Raw genomic sequence first — 13,453 nt, 5'->3', positions numbered from 1 at the left:
GGGAATATTATTTTGTTGCACTACATACGAAAAACTTGTCATTGTGAGGCACGAAGCAGTCTTAATGGTTTCATTCATATTTAAATAACAATCGTGGTAAAATTGCTTCGTGTCTATAAATGACCACAAGCCGAAATCCTGTATCATCCCCAATTCTACCTAATAATCAATAGGAAATTCTCGAGCTCTGCTTATCTCCGTTGGAAAAATGTGCTTACCCTTGTAAAAGAAAAAAGACTAAAGCAATAGCCTTAGTCTTCCTCAAAATATTTAAAAGTATTTTGAAATCTATTTGAAGTAATAAATTATTCCATATATAATTGCGGCCAAGGTAGCAGAAACAGGAATGGTTAAAATCCATGCCCAGATTAAGTTAATTGTTACACCCCATCTTACAGCCGAAACACTTTTTACAACGCCTACACCCACAATAGAGCCTGTGATGGTGTGCGTGGTGGATACGGGGATACCAAAATGTTCGGTAATGCCTAATGTAATGGCACCGGCACCTTCAGCTGCAACACCTTCCAGTGCCGTAACTTTGGTAATTTTCGAGCCCATTGTTTTCACAATCTTCCAGCCACCGCTCATTGTACCAAGTGAAATTGCCGAATAACAGCAAATTGGCACCCAAGCCGGCATGGCTTCAAAAGTTGGGATAACCTTTGCAGCAATTAAAGCCGTCGCAATAATACCCATTACCTTCTGCGCATCGTTACCGCCGTGGAAGAAACTCAATGCCGCAGATGATAGTAACTGTAACCGTTTAAACCATTTTTCTGCAGTTGCAGGTTTGGCATAGCGACAAATATTGATGATGATCAGGGTTAAAACCACCGATATTACCATACCAATTATTGGCGCCAATACAATAAACGACACAATTTTAACAACGTAACCCATATTTACAGCATCAAGCGGACTGGCGCCTGTAAGTAACGCATGTGTCATACCTGCACCTGCGAAACCACCAATTAAGGTATGCGATGAACTTGACGGAATACCATACCACCAGGTTAAAAGATTCCAGATGATAGCGGCAATTAGGCCAGCTAAAATAACTTCTAATGTAATGTAATTTTCGATTACCGTTTTGGCAACCGTGTTGGCCACTTTATGGTCGGTAAAATAAAAGTAAGCTGCGAAATTAAAAAGTGCAGCCCACAAAACCGCCTGAAAAGGCGTAAGAACTTTTGTAGAAACAACCGTTGCAATCGAGTTAGCGGCATCGTGGAAGCCGTTAATGTAATCGAAAGCAATGGCCAGAATTACAACAACAACCAATAAGGTAGTTACCATGTTTGTTTTTTATTAAGCGTTTTTAACCAAGATAGTTTCCAGTACATTCGCCACATCCTCACACTTATCTGTCGCTTTTTCTATCGTTTGTAAAACCTCTTTTTGTTTAATTAATTCAATTGCATTGGTTTCATACTCGAATAAACGGGCAACTGCTAATGTAAAAACATAATCAGCCTGGTTTTCTCCGCTATTAATGCGGATACAAGCATCGGCAATAACACGTATGTTTTTGAAACTGCGCAATTCTTTAATTGCTTTATCAATATCGGTACACATTTCTACCAAAAGCTCTGCAATCTTTACAATTGGTTCGTTTATGGTATTCATGTTGTACATCTGCATGCGGTTTGCAGTGCCATAAATATAATCGGCAACATCATCAACTGCCGTAGCCAATTGGTGTATATCCTCTCTATCAAACGGGGTGATGAAATTTCTGCTCAATTCTAAGAAAATTGAATGCGTAATGTCGTCCCCAACGTGTTCTAAGCGCTCAATTTCTTTAAAAATGGTTTTTCTAGCTTCAGCATCACCTGTGCTAACCATTTCTAAAAGCGTTTCAGCAATCTTTAAAGCGTTGCTACCGGCTTGCTCAAAAAGAGGATGAAACTTTCTATCTTGAGGCGTAAAGAACTTGAAAATATTGTTCATGTTAATTTTTAATATGTTGCAAAGCTACAAGCTCAATGTTAAGTTAATGTTAAGTTCTTAATTATATTAAGCAATCAGCCTGCCACACACAAGGTTAAGTAATTCTATAGTGGTTTGCCTGGTGAATGAGGCTTGGAAATTACCGTTTCAAACGCTTCTGTAACTTTAGTCCCGCTAAACGCTGTAGCCCTCATAAAAAATTCGGGGCTGCCGCTTATATCGGGTTTAAGAACGTTAGTAAAACGTTAATAGGAAAGCGTTGGGTTTACAAATTTTCTGCTCTGCCGCCTGATGATTTATCCACTAGACCAGTTGGGATTCACTGCGTGTTGTGTTATTGTTCTCTCGAGTTCAGAAATATTAGCCAGCTTTCTGCAACGTGAAAGCAAAGGTTGTTCCAATTCCTGGGGTACTTCGCACTGAGATTGTTTGCTGGTGGGCCTCCAAAATATGTTTAACAATTGCCAGTCCTAATCCGGTTCCGCCAACCTCGCGGGCCCGGTGGGTGTCAATGCGGTAAAAACGTTCAAATAAGCGAAATAAATGTTTTTCTTCAATACCAATGCCATTATCGGTTACCTCAATTAATACCTGGTCGTGGAGTTCGAATATCTTAATGGCTGTTTCGCCATCTTCAATACCATATTTAATGCTGTTCACCATTAAGTTAATCAGCACCTGCCGAATTTTTTCCCTATCGGCGTTAACTGTGGTAACGGCAGTGTATTTATCCTTAAAAAAGAGTTTAATGTGCTTTCCTTTAGCACGGTCTTCCAGGTTTTCCATTACCTCTTTTGCCAGCTGCACAAAATCGAATTTTTGATAATTAATTGGCGATTCTCCTGTTTCAAGTTTTGCAATGGCATCCAAATCGTTAATTAAATAACTTAAACGTTCAACATTGTTTTCCGCTTTTTTCAAAAATTTTGCTGCCATTTCCGGGTCATCTTCAATGCAATCCTGTAAAGTTTCAATATATCCCTGAATAGCAAAAAGGGGTGTTTTAAATTCGTGCGAAACGTTGGAAAGAAACTCCCGGCGAAACTGCTCCTGTTTTTTAAGCAAGTCAATTTCCTTCTTTTTAGCCCCGGCCCATTCTTTAACTTCTTGTTCTACATCGTTTATCGGGTCAGAACTTACATATTCACCAAGTGCATCTTTTAAGTCTTTACCAAGTTTAAGGTTATGGATTAGCTTATAAATCAATTTAATTTTCGTGTAAATGTATTTCTCCAGCAGGTAATAAAAAACGAGAAAACTACTGAGGAAAGAAACCCCAAAAGAAATGGCAAGGTAATACCAGCTGTGCTGAAAATAAAAGTTTACCATGCCGATAGAGAGGGCCACGGCGAGGGCAGTAAATAGAACCAGCACACTTAATTTCATGCTGCAATTTACCAGTTTTATATTAAATGATTGTTAAGCTCAGTTGCTACTTTCCAGTTTTCTTGAAGACTAATTCAGTATCCCGGTAACCAACAAGCTTTAAAAAGTTATCATTTTTCTCTTTTACACGATAAACGGCGGCATGTGGTGGCTCAATAGCTGCGTTATCCTCTTTAAACTCTGCAAAAATATCATTGTTTCTGCCTTTTAGATTATCAAATGGTATAATAATCCTTTTATATCCGAGATAATCTATCGTCAAGTATTTTATTTTTTCATTTTTAAAAACAGTAAAAGATGCAGATCCGTCAGCAAGTGTTGATACGGAAAACAATCGTTCAAATGTATTATCGCTCAACACAACCGAGGCGCCATTCAGTGGGAGTTTACCAGCAAATACCTTGGCGAAAATGCTTGAATATCCATAAAGTGCTTTCCCCGATTCAATTTTGTAAATTGAAGAATCTTTATCGTTAAGTTTGAAATAGTTGAGCGTTAAGAAGTTGTCTTCCAGCTTAAACGAGCCTTCGCCAAATATTTCGTTCAGGTGTCCGGTAGATTTATCTGTAAAATTAGATCCATTAAAAGTCAAAGTTCTGGTACCTGCATCCATACCTGCAGAATAGATGTAGGTGCCACTTATCTGACTGAAAGATATATGTGCCGATAGCAATATTAAAAAAGTGAAAATAACTCTGAGTTTCATCGCGTTTCTTTTTTAATAAATTTAAAAAAGTTTTTTAACTCAATTGCTTTTCAGTTAAATATTTCCAGTACCTTTTAGGAACATGCCTTATGTGAAGCTTTGTATTTTTACGGGCAACGATATTTGCGCTTTTGAAGTAGTCTTTCCATAAAACGGAGTAAAGTTCTTCCTTTTCATTCAATAAAATTGCTTCGGGATTTTTATTATTAACGCCAACAGCGAAATCTATCGTAATTTCTTCAACCGTAGACAGGTTGTAATGTAAACCATATTTTCGCTTCAAGTCATAAATAATCCATTGCTGGTCGGCATAACGGTTTTTAAAATGATTGGAGATTAAAGGTAACACATTAAAATCTGGGTCCACTCCGGTGTAAAAAATTCCATCTGCGGTGTGCTGAAAACGAATAAAGGCTTCCATCCGATGCTTTTCCCGCTCAACACTCTTGGCATATTTTGCTAACGCAATTACATGCGCATTGCCGTAATTATTTTCAGCGCCCTTTTCGCTTTGAAAAACGTAGATGGTAAACTGAAAAAGATGATCAAAAGCCTCGGGAATTTCTGATAAGTAGGTACAGTAAAACTTTCGTAACCAATCTTTCTTCAGCTTGCCTTGCAAACCTTTCCAAACGCGATCGGCCTTATCCGAATTGGTAACAACAGTGAAACTTTCTGAAAATGCTTCTGGTTGAAATGTTTCAATCGATTTAAGTGAAACCGTACCGGGTTTGCGTTCGAACCACTCGAAAACCGCTGTAAGTAACCCAGGTAAGGAGCCGTCGAAAATGTAGGTCATTAAATGCTTTGTTATTCCAGGCGGGTTAAAATAGAATCAATTGATTGCTGTCGGTCTTCAAATATTTACTCTGGCTTTCGGCAAGGATAAAAGCTTTAATCTGAGTGCCTTGGTAATCTCTTAACTGGTACGGACTATCAGCACAGGTTATAAAATGTTTAGCACGATTATATGCCACACCAATTTTTTTAAGCTGGTCTATCCGTAATTTTCCGAATTTTCTGGCCTGAACAATTTTTTGTGCAGACATAACCCCAATCCCGGGAATGCGAAGAATCATTTTGTAGTCTGCTTTATTTATGTCGACTGGAAAATGTTGCATGTTCCTAATGGCCCAACTCAATTTGGGGTCGATATCCACATCCAGATTGGGATTGGCATCATTTAATATTTCCTGAACCTTAAAACCATAAAACCGCATTAACCAATCTGTTTGATAAAGTCGGTTTTCGCGAAGCAAAGGTGGTTGCGTTCCCAATACCGGCATTCTGGAATCGTTACTTATGGGCACATATCCCGAATAGTAAACGCGTTTTAAAGAAAAATTTTTGTAAAAGGCGTTTGCGGTGTACATGATGTCTTTGTCGCTTTCAGGCGTAGCACCAATAACCATTTGCGTGCTTTGCCCCGCAGGAACAAACTTAGGCACATGCTTGATCAATTTTTTATCGGCAGCAAACTGGGTAATATTTTGCTGAACAAATGCCAGTGGTTTTATCACATCCTGATGGCTTTTTTCGGGCGCCAAAAGTTTCAACCCTGCTTCAGTTGGCATTTCCAGATTTATACTCATGCGGTCTGCATACAAACCAGCCTCTTTTATCAGCTCATCACTGGCTCCCGGAATTGTTTTAAGATGAATATAGCCATTATACTTTTGTTCCAACCGAAGCTTTTTACATACCAGCAGCAAGCGTTCCATTGTGAAATCGGCATTCTTAAAGATACCCGAACTTAAAAACAAACCTTCTATGTAATTTCTACGATAAAAGTTCATCGTTAGTTCAACCACCTCATCTACCGTAAATGCGGCACGTTTTACATCGTTGCTTTTCCTCGAAACGCAGAAAAGACAATCATATATGCAGTGATTCGTTAAAAGAATTTTTAATAAGGACACGCAGCGGCCATCTTCGGTATAGGTATGGCATATTCCTGAACTGTGGCTGTCGCCGAGACCTTTATTGTCGTTTTTTCTCGTACCACCGCTCGATGAACAAGAAACATCATACTTGGCAGCGTCAGCAAGAATATTCAGTTTTTCGCGAATTCGGTCAAAAGACATAGGCTTAATTTTACTAACAAAAATAGCTTTAAAAAGCTAATAAAATTAGTAAAAAAACATTCCTTTTTAGAGTAATTGGTTAAGCCCGGCTCAAGCCATCTGGCGTTCCCTGCCTGCTCTTCTTCGCTACCTTTGAATAAGTTTCATGGTAATAAGTAAGTTCGCTAAAAAACTTTTCGGCTTCGTCCCGCTCATTTTTAATTGCACTAAAGTTCGCTGTAAAATATGGGTCGATAAAATTGATTCGATAAAAATACATGCCGGTTTTTGAACAGAAAATCTCACTAACATTTTTAACGTTCTTCCAGGTGGCGAAAAAATCTTTTGTCTGGTAAATAAATGTCGGTTTATTCAGTTTAAAGAACAAGCCTTCATGACTCAGACTTATGTTCGCAGAGATAATAATCTTTTGATTGATTAGCCAGCGTAAAACTATCGTCATCAGCAATAATGAAGTGGCCGTTATTGATATAAAAACATATTCTGAAAGTTGCGTCGAAAGGTTTAATAAAACCAATAAGGTTATTGCTGCTATAGCTGCTGGAACTGCGAGCATAAAAACCAGCAGGGTGGTATTTTTGTGATAGTTTAATTGAGAGCTTTGCATGGCGTTAAAGTTTATTAAATGTAGCGCCAATGGAAAGCTTTTCAAATACCTCCTTTTGGGTATTTTTAAAAGGTAATTTTACCCTTCTAAGTACTTAATTACCATCCCATTCCTTGTAAAACTGCTCAAGGTATGATAGCATGAAATTATGACGTTCCAAAGCTATTTTTTTGCCTGCTTCCGTGTTCATCATATCTTTTAGCAATAGCAATTTCTCATAAAAATGATTAATGGTTGGCGCAGTTGTGTTTTTATAACTGTCTTTACTTTGATGCTGTTCAGGCTTTATTTCCGGGTCATAAAGCACTCTATTTTTGAAACCACCATAGGTGAAAGCACGGGCAATTCCAATTGCTCCTATAGCGTCGAGCCTGTCGGCATCCTGTACAATTTGCATCTCCTTCGATGAAAAACCACTTTCGTCGAAACTATTTTTGAACGACATGTTTTTTATAATCAGCTTCACATGAGTTATCGTTTCTGCATCAACCGAAATAGAACTTAAAAACTTTTCGGCAATGTTTGGTCCAAGCTCTTCATCGCCATTATTAAATTTTGGGTCTGCAATGTCATGCAATAAAGCCGCAAAAGCAACAACTAACGGATGGCCGTTTTCGGTTTCGTTAATTGTTAAAGCTGTTTTATAAACTCGTTCAATGTGGAACCAGTCGTGACCAGCCTCTGCATTTTCAAGCGTTTTTTTTACGAAATCAATTGTGGAACTTATTACATCCTGCATACGATAAAATTTTTTTAAAGTTATCTTAATTAATGCAGGATGAAAATTAGTTTTCGATTTTTGAGGATGGAAACTTCTATTTTACAGAAACTGTCTCTTCCTCAAGGGAAATGTTTTTTATTAATTCTTTATGATCGAGCGTAAGAAGATTTGTTACTTCAACATTTAAAATTGAAGCAATCTGAAATAGACGTTCGATTGTAAGTTTGCTGTAGCCAAGTTCAATTTTGCTGTAAGCATTCTGCGATATTTTTAGTTTTGCAGCCAGATAATCTTGAGTGTAATCTCTATATTCTCTAATTTTTCTAATGTTCCCGGCTACATTCTTCGTCTTTAAAGCCAATAGATCTTCCATAGGTAAGGATGTTTTTTAATATCTAATACCAATATAAACGAAAATTGTTCCGAAGAGGATCTCGAAATGTTTGATTTTTAACATAAAAGCGCTTTTTAACACCTAAATCATAAGCTTGAATCTGAAAAATTCAGGGCATGCACATCTAAACTGTATAAAGACAGTTGCATAACCTTTAGGAAACATTAAGAGACAGGATACTAACTGCTTACTGCTGTATCAAGCGGATCTAATGGTTCTCTTCTACTGCCATCATAAAGCTCATATTCGAGCAAACGGCAATCTAATTTACCATTATAAAATTCGACTTTTTTAGAGGCCCGCAAGCCGATTTTCTTCGCCAAATCAGGATTTCCCGTAAAAATATAGCCTGTGTAACCTTTGCATTCTTTTTTCATGAAATCGCCCATGCGTTTATAGGTTAATTCGAGCTTACTGTGAACGCCGAGTCGTTCGCCATATTCCGGGTTAAAAACCACAACGCCTTTTCCATCTTCAGGTACAGGAGTTGCTTCGAAATCACAAACCTGAAAATCAATTAACGTATCTACGCCAGCGGTTTTAGCGTTTCTGCGGGTAACTTCAACAGCATCTTCGGAAATATCGGAGGCAATAATTTTAAGGTCTACATTCTTTAATACCTGATCTTTTAAAATTCTGCGTTCAGCAAAGAAAACCTCCTCGTTGTACCCCATAATGTGCATAAAGCCATAATTCATTCTATACAATCCCGGGGCACGGTTCGTCGCAATCAGCGCAGCTTCTATTGCCAAGGTGCCCGACCCGCACATTGGGTTTACAAATGGCGATTTTTTATCCCATTGGGTAGCAAAAATAACGCCCGATGCAAGTGCTTCCAGCATTGGTGCTTTGCCCGGTATTTTTCGATAACCATGTTTTGCCAGCGTTTCTCCCGAAGTGTCCATAAAAACATCCGCTTCTGCATCTTTCCAATACAAATGAACAACGGTTCTATTGGCATCAGAACCCGAATTCGGACGAATACCTTTCTTTTCTTTTAGCCTGTCTACAATTGCGTCTTTTACTTTAAGATTAGCAAAAAGCGGAGTGGTAATGTTTGGATTATCCACGTTCGATGTTACAGAGAAATAACCTGTAAAATCGATGAGTTCTTCCCATTCTATGGCAGATATTTCCTGGTAAAGATCATCTGGCGTAATAGCCTTAAAGCTTTTTATTGAATATAAAATCTGACTTGCACAACGCAGGTTTAAATTAAGCTTAATGCACTCAGTTAGGGTTATGCTTAACTCTACACCGGTTGCAAAAGCTCTTTCTATGGTATAGCCTAGGGCGATAACTTCTTCTTGTAAGTAGGGCGAAAGGCGCTTGTTGCAGGTAATAATTACCTTGCTTTTATTGTGGAAAACTTGCATCATATTGTATGCGAAGTTATCAATAAAATTATAGAGATTTGATCTTTATAGTACATTTAAGTAGTATTAGATATGGAAATTAAAGGAAAAGTACACGAAGTAGGTGCCACACAACAAGTAAGTGAAACGTTTAAAAAACGCGATTTAATAGTAGAATACGCAGAAAACCCAACATACCCGGAATATATTCGTTTCGAGGCTTTGCAAGATAAAGCTGCATTATTAGATAGTTTTAAAGCAGGCGATGAGGTTGAAGTATTTTTTAATTTACGTGGCCGCCCTTGGACAGATAAAACGGGAAAAACATCATATTTTAATAGTTTGGTTATTTGGAGAATTAATGCAATTGCAGCTGGCGCACCTGCGGCATCAACTCCGGCTTACGCAGCCCCTGCTGATGTAAGCAATGCACCAGGCGAAGATGATGACTTGCCTTTCTAAATAAAGATTCTTTTTTAAGCAAACAATTTTGAACTAATGCCGGGAAATTTTCCGGCATTTTTTTGTGCCCCTGATTTTTTGTAAAACGCAGTCATGATTAGAGTTTTCTCGTGTTAAATTATGTTAAAAGCATACACATCAAGCCGTTATTAAGTAATTTTACGTTCTATTGGTTTTTGAGGGTGATTGTAATGTTAATCGCCACTTTATGCAGGCAAAAGGTTAATGAGAAAAAGAAGTTTTTGGTTAATTACAGGTTTAATGACGGTAGCTTTACTTGGGGTTTTTGTAATGCAGTTGTATTACATCAGGGAGGCGTATAACCTAAAATCGCAGCTGTTTGATGAGCAGGTAAACCAAACTTTAACAGCCGTAGTAAACAAAATACAAAGGAGAAGCGCTGCCGATCGAATCAATAGAAAAGACATTGAGAATAGAATAAAGCGCAGCCAGGATTTGAGGCAGCGGCAACTTGATATTAAAGATTTGCGCCAGCAATTCGCCGAGGCAGCAGATTTAAGGCAAGCTGAACGAGAAAGCGAAATAGAAAAATACCTGAATCAGCAGGATAGCATTATCCGGGCCTCCTATCTGGCTCCGAAGGTAATTACCGAGAATGAGTTTGTGTCTTTATCTCCGGGAGGTTCTGCAAAATTAGATTTGCAGATGGATGCATTTGTAGACCTTAAAAACTACACAATTAAAGGTTACAGCATGCGTTCGAAGCCAATTTCGGCCGCCAAAACCTTTAACTTCAGAACAGTCCAATCTTTGCCGGATACCATTCGTTATCAGGTATTTGATGCACGTGGTTTCCCGTGGTTCGTAAATTTACCGAAGATATCTGACGATTTGGTACGGAAATTTAAGCGGGAAGATAACCTGGCGAAACGAAAACTTGAATTGCAGATTGCGGCTTTAGGCAAAGATTCTCTGGCGTATAAACGCGGATACAATTTACTCGAGGATGTGGCAAAAGAAATGAACGAAAAAAATGTTCCTTTAAGCAAACGAATCAATTTTACTTCGCTACAGGAGACGCTCAAAAAATCATTTTTAGACCATAACATTACTCAGGATTATAATTTTAGGGTCAAACTGGCTCAGAAAGACTCGGTTCTATATTTACAGGCTTCATATCCGCAGCAAACATTTTTGCCTAAAAATACCTACCGCACAACACTTTTCGGTAACGATTTGTATCGCGACCCCGGAGTTCTGGAAATCAATTTTCCAAATAAGAATACAGCTATTCTTGGTAATCTAAGTGCAACGCTGGCCTCCTCAGTGGGTTTATTATTGGTGCTGGTTTTCATTTTCAGTTATACGCTTTATGCTATTTTAAAGCAGAAGAAAATCTCTGAAATGAAAACAGATTTTATCAATAACATGACCCATGAATTTAAAACGCCCGTTGCTACAATTATGATTGCGAGCGAGGCGCTGAAAGACCCGGAAGTTACAGCGGATAAGGCGAGGTTGAAACGGCTGGCAGGAATAATTTACGACGAGAATGTTCGGTTAGGAAGTCACATTGAGCGGGTTTTGAGTATCGCCCGGTTAGAAAAAGGTGAGCTTAAACTGGAAAATACAGAGGTAGACATGAACGATTTAATCGTGATTGTTCTGGACAGTATGAGCCTTCAGTTACAGAAGAAAAATGCCATTATAAACGTACATACTGATGCGGAGCATGCTACTGTTTTTGGCGATGAACTGCATCTCTCAAATGTGCTTTACAACTTAATTGATAATGCCAACAAGTACAGCAAGGATGTGCCCGAAATAACAATAACCACAAAAAACGCCGGTAAAAACCTAATTATCGAAATCGCCGACAATGGAATTGGAATGAGTAAAGAACATTCTAAACGGATATTTGACCAGTTTTACAGAGTGCCTACCGGAAACCTGCATGATGTTAAAGGTTTTGGTTTGGGCTTAAATTACGTGCAGGATATTATCAGGAAACTTAACGGAACAATTAAGGTAAGTAGCGAAAAAGATAGGGGAACAACCTTCGAAATATCTTTACCTTTATAATAAGGCGGGTTAGCCGCCGTTACATTAAGCTACTCCATTAATAAGTTGCGAAACAGTGGCTATAATTGAGCTTAAAGGGAGGAATAATTAATTTACCTCTAAGTGCAATTAAACCGTAATGCAAAATCAGAATCAAACCTTTAGCGTAGTCATACTGCATAGATCACTAAACAGAAAAAAATGAAAAAAATACTTTTGGTAGAAGACGATCCAAATTTGGGCTTGCTATTGCAAGATTATCTACAGTTGAAGGGTAAGTTTGATGTTGTGCTATGTACCGATGGAGAAGAAGGCTTGAGGGCATTTAACAAACAAAATTTCGACCTTTGCATTTTGGATGTAATGATGCCAAAAAAAGATGGCTTTAGTCTGGGGAAAGACATTAGAAAGATAAACGCCCAGGTACCGATGATTTTTGCAACCGCTAAAACAATGCTTGAGGATAAATCTGCAGCGTATGATTTGGGCGGAGATGATTACATTACAAAACCTTTTCGCATTGAAGAACTTTTGCTTCGCATAAACGCCATGTTTAAACGCGTTGCGGGTAAGAATGGAAATAACGATGAACCTACAGAAAGCCAGTTTTCTATTGGTAAGTACAATTTCGATTATACCACTCAAATTATAACACGCGAAGATCAGGTTCAGAAATTATCAACCAAAGAGGCAGAATTGCTGCGGTTGCTATGCCTTAAAAAAAATACGGTACTAACCCGCGAGGAAGCATTGCTAACCATCTGGCACGATGATAATTACTTTAACGGCAGAAGTATGGATGTGTTTTTAAGCAAACTGCGGAAATATTTAAGAGAAGACCCTGCTGTTGAAATTATAAACGTACACGGAAAAGGCTATAAACTGCTGGTCAGCTAATTAAATATAGAGGTTTTGTTGAACCACAGGAATTAAATTCCGTTCCTGCGCAAGTTTAAACAAAGTATCAACCGCTTTTCTACCTTCTTCGCCCAGGTTAATGCTATATTTATTCACATACAAATCGATATGCTTGTACATCACAGCTTCGTCCATTTCCTGTGCATGTTGTTTTATAAATTCGATACAGGATTTTGGATGCGCAAAAGCATATTCAACCGATTGCCGAATTAAACGATTAACTTTTAACTGAATTTCCTTATCTAATTTTCTGTTAATTACAATTCCACCTAATGGTATGGCACAACCCGTTAGCTTTTCCCAGTAATCGCCTAAATCAACAATTTTGTTTAAGCCTTTATCCTGATAAGTGAAACGATTTTCGTGAATAATCAATCCTAAATCTATGCGTTCTTCGAGCAAAGCAGCTTCAATTTCAGAAAAGACCATCAACTCCTTATTCTGTAGCTGAGGGTAGGCAATACCTAAAAGGAAATTTGCCGTAGTGTATTTGCCGGGGATGCCGACTTTCAAATTTGCATCCAGGCCGCCGCTAAAATCTTTTTTGCTGATGAGCAAAGGGCCAACGCCAAAGCCCAGAGCGCTACCGGCATCAAGCAATGCATATTGGTCGGCAACATATGCAAAGGCATGAAAACTCAATTTTGTAATGTCTAATTCGCCCTTTAATGCCTTTTGATTTAACGTTTCAACATCATCAAATAAAACTTCAAACTCCAAACCCTCAGTATCAATTTTATGGTGAATTAAGGCATCAAAGATAAAAGTATCATTAGGGCAAGGCGAAAAGCCGAGTGTAAGTTTCATAGTTCAAAATTAAGCGATGATATAAATTAGTTCGTCAT

The 13,453-nt window shown here is 38.2% G+C and carries 14 protein-coding genes; 3 read left to right on the top strand and 11 right to left on the bottom strand.

Annotated elements, in window-relative coordinates; genetic code table 11:
• Nucleotides 1-288: 288 nt before the first annotated feature.
• The 10 genes from AC0IWT_RS16120 to AC0IWT_RS16075 form a co-directional block, all read right to left on the bottom strand.
• Nucleotides 289-1,299, bottom strand: a complete 1,011-nt coding sequence (locus tag AC0IWT_RS16120) for an inorganic phosphate transporter (RefSeq protein WP_056869292.1) — start codon at nucleotides 1,297-1,299, stop codon at nucleotides 289-291.
• 12 nt (nucleotides 1,300-1,311) lie between these two features.
• Nucleotides 1,312-1,953 (bottom strand): DUF47 domain-containing protein, encoded by a 642-nt coding sequence (locus AC0IWT_RS16115; RefSeq protein WP_200940304.1) that lies wholly within the window; start codon nucleotides 1,951-1,953, stop codon nucleotides 1,312-1,314.
• 360 nt (nucleotides 1,954-2,313) lie between these two features.
• Nucleotides 2,314-3,339: a sensor histidine kinase gene (locus AC0IWT_RS16110; protein ID WP_056869294.1), complete on the bottom strand. Its 1,026-nt coding sequence runs from the start codon at nucleotides 3,337-3,339 to the stop codon at nucleotides 2,314-2,316.
• Between the two features lie 46 nt (nucleotides 3,340-3,385).
• Entirely contained in the window at nucleotides 3,386-4,045 is a 660-nt protein-coding gene (locus AC0IWT_RS16105; protein WP_471797929.1) for a hypothetical protein, read from the bottom strand.
• Nucleotides 4,046-4,079: 34 nt separating this feature from the next.
• On the bottom strand, nucleotides 4,080-4,844 hold the full coding sequence (locus AC0IWT_RS16100; protein WP_471797928.1) for a TIGR03915 family putative DNA repair protein: 765 nt from the start codon (nucleotides 4,842-4,844) through the stop codon (nucleotides 4,080-4,082).
• 25 nt (nucleotides 4,845-4,869) lie between these two features.
• Nucleotides 4,870-6,129 (bottom strand): putative DNA modification/repair radical SAM protein, encoded by a 1,260-nt coding sequence (locus AC0IWT_RS16095; RefSeq protein ID WP_056869297.1) that lies wholly within the window; start codon nucleotides 6,127-6,129, stop codon nucleotides 4,870-4,872.
• A gap of 79 nt (nucleotides 6,130-6,208) precedes the next feature.
• Nucleotides 6,209-6,736, bottom strand: coding sequence for a hypothetical protein (locus tag AC0IWT_RS16090; RefSeq protein ID WP_471797927.1), 528 nt, complete (start codon nucleotides 6,734-6,736; stop codon nucleotides 6,209-6,211).
• A 94-nt stretch (nucleotides 6,737-6,830) separates the two neighbouring features.
• Complete coding sequence (locus AC0IWT_RS16085) at nucleotides 6,831-7,475, bottom strand: HD domain-containing protein (protein ID WP_471797926.1); 645 nt, start codon at nucleotides 7,473-7,475, stop codon at nucleotides 6,831-6,833.
• A gap of 76 nt (nucleotides 7,476-7,551) precedes the next feature.
• The gene (locus tag AC0IWT_RS16080; RefSeq protein WP_471797925.1) at nucleotides 7,552-7,830 is read right to left on the bottom strand and encodes a helix-turn-helix domain-containing protein; all 279 of its coding nucleotides are present in this window, start codon (nucleotides 7,828-7,830) and stop codon (nucleotides 7,552-7,554) included.
• Between the two features lie 200 nt (nucleotides 7,831-8,030).
• Nucleotides 8,031-9,227, bottom strand: coding sequence for a THUMP domain-containing class I SAM-dependent RNA methyltransferase (locus AC0IWT_RS16075; RefSeq protein WP_471798501.1), 1,197 nt, complete (start codon nucleotides 9,225-9,227; stop codon nucleotides 8,031-8,033).
• Between the two features lie 72 nt (nucleotides 9,228-9,299).
• Here AC0IWT_RS16075 and AC0IWT_RS16070 point away from each other — a divergent pair, with 72 nt between their 5' ends.
• The 3 genes from AC0IWT_RS16070 (at nucleotide 9,300) to AC0IWT_RS16060 (ending at nucleotide 12,587) form a co-directional block, all read left to right on the top strand.
• Nucleotides 9,300-9,668: a DUF3127 domain-containing protein gene (locus AC0IWT_RS16070; protein WP_056869301.1), complete on the top strand. Its 369-nt coding sequence runs from the start codon at nucleotides 9,300-9,302 to the stop codon at nucleotides 9,666-9,668.
• A 225-nt stretch (nucleotides 9,669-9,893) separates the two neighbouring features.
• Entirely contained in the window at nucleotides 9,894-11,711 is a 1,818-nt protein-coding gene (locus AC0IWT_RS16065) for a sensor histidine kinase (RefSeq protein ID WP_056869302.1), read from the top strand.
• Between the two features lie 180 nt (nucleotides 11,712-11,891).
• Nucleotides 11,892-12,587: a response regulator transcription factor gene (locus AC0IWT_RS16060; protein ID WP_471797924.1), complete on the top strand. Its 696-nt coding sequence runs from the start codon at nucleotides 11,892-11,894 to the stop codon at nucleotides 12,585-12,587.
• Here AC0IWT_RS16060 and AC0IWT_RS16055 read toward each other — a convergent pair whose 3' ends face one another.
• Complete coding sequence (locus tag AC0IWT_RS16055) at nucleotides 12,588-13,415, bottom strand: menaquinone biosynthesis family protein (protein WP_471797923.1); 828 nt, start codon at nucleotides 13,413-13,415, stop codon at nucleotides 12,588-12,590. It lies immediately after the preceding gene.
• Nucleotides 13,416-13,453: the final 38 nt, after the last annotated feature.

The sequence above is a fragment of the Pedobacter sp. AC464 genome, from assembly GCF_979253075.1.
This window is presented reverse-complemented; position numbering and strand designations above follow the sequence as displayed.

Bases quoted from the DNA above. Each gene is read 5' to 3' on its own strand.
- AC0IWT_RS16065 (WP_056869302.1), top strand. From the start codon at position 9,894: ATGAGAAAAAGAAGTTTTTGGTTAATTACAGGTTTAATGACGGTAGCT.
- AC0IWT_RS16080 (WP_471797925.1), bottom strand. From the start codon at position 7,830: ATGGAAGATCTATTGGCTTTAAAGACGAAGAATGTAGCCGGGAACATT.
- AC0IWT_RS16120 (WP_056869292.1), bottom strand. From the start codon at position 1,299: ATGGTAACTACCTTATTGGTTGTTGTTGTAATTCTGGCCATTGCTTTC.
- AC0IWT_RS16055 (WP_471797923.1), bottom strand. From the start codon at position 13,415: ATGAAACTTACACTCGGCTTTTCGCCTTGCCCTAATGATACTTTTATC.
- AC0IWT_RS16085 (WP_471797926.1), bottom strand. From the start codon at position 7,475: ATGCAGGATGTAATAAGTTCCACAATTGATTTCGTAAAAAAAACGCTT.
- AC0IWT_RS16100 (WP_471797928.1), bottom strand. From the start codon at position 4,844: ATGACCTACATTTTCGACGGCTCCTTACCTGGGTTACTTACAGCGGTT.
- AC0IWT_RS16090 (WP_471797927.1), bottom strand. From the start codon at position 6,736: ATGCAAAGCTCTCAATTAAACTATCACAAAAATACCACCCTGCTGGTT.
- AC0IWT_RS16060 (WP_471797924.1), top strand. From the start codon at position 11,892: ATGAAAAAAATACTTTTGGTAGAAGACGATCCAAATTTGGGCTTGCTA.
- AC0IWT_RS16110 (WP_056869294.1), bottom strand. From the start codon at position 3,339: ATGAAATTAAGTGTGCTGGTTCTATTTACTGCCCTCGCCGTGGCCCTC.
- AC0IWT_RS16070 (WP_056869301.1), top strand. From the start codon at position 9,300: ATGGAAATTAAAGGAAAAGTACACGAAGTAGGTGCCACACAACAAGTA.
- AC0IWT_RS16105 (WP_471797929.1), bottom strand. From the start codon at position 4,045: ATGAAACTCAGAGTTATTTTCACTTTTTTAATATTGCTATCGGCACAT.
- AC0IWT_RS16075 (WP_471798501.1), bottom strand. From the start codon at position 9,227: ATGCAAGTTTTCCACAATAAAAGCAAGGTAATTATTACCTGCAACAAG.
- AC0IWT_RS16115 (WP_200940304.1), bottom strand. From the start codon at position 1,953: ATGAACAATATTTTCAAGTTCTTTACGCCTCAAGATAGAAAGTTTCAT.
- AC0IWT_RS16095 (WP_056869297.1), bottom strand. From the start codon at position 6,129: ATGTCTTTTGACCGAATTCGCGAAAAACTGAATATTCTTGCTGACGCT.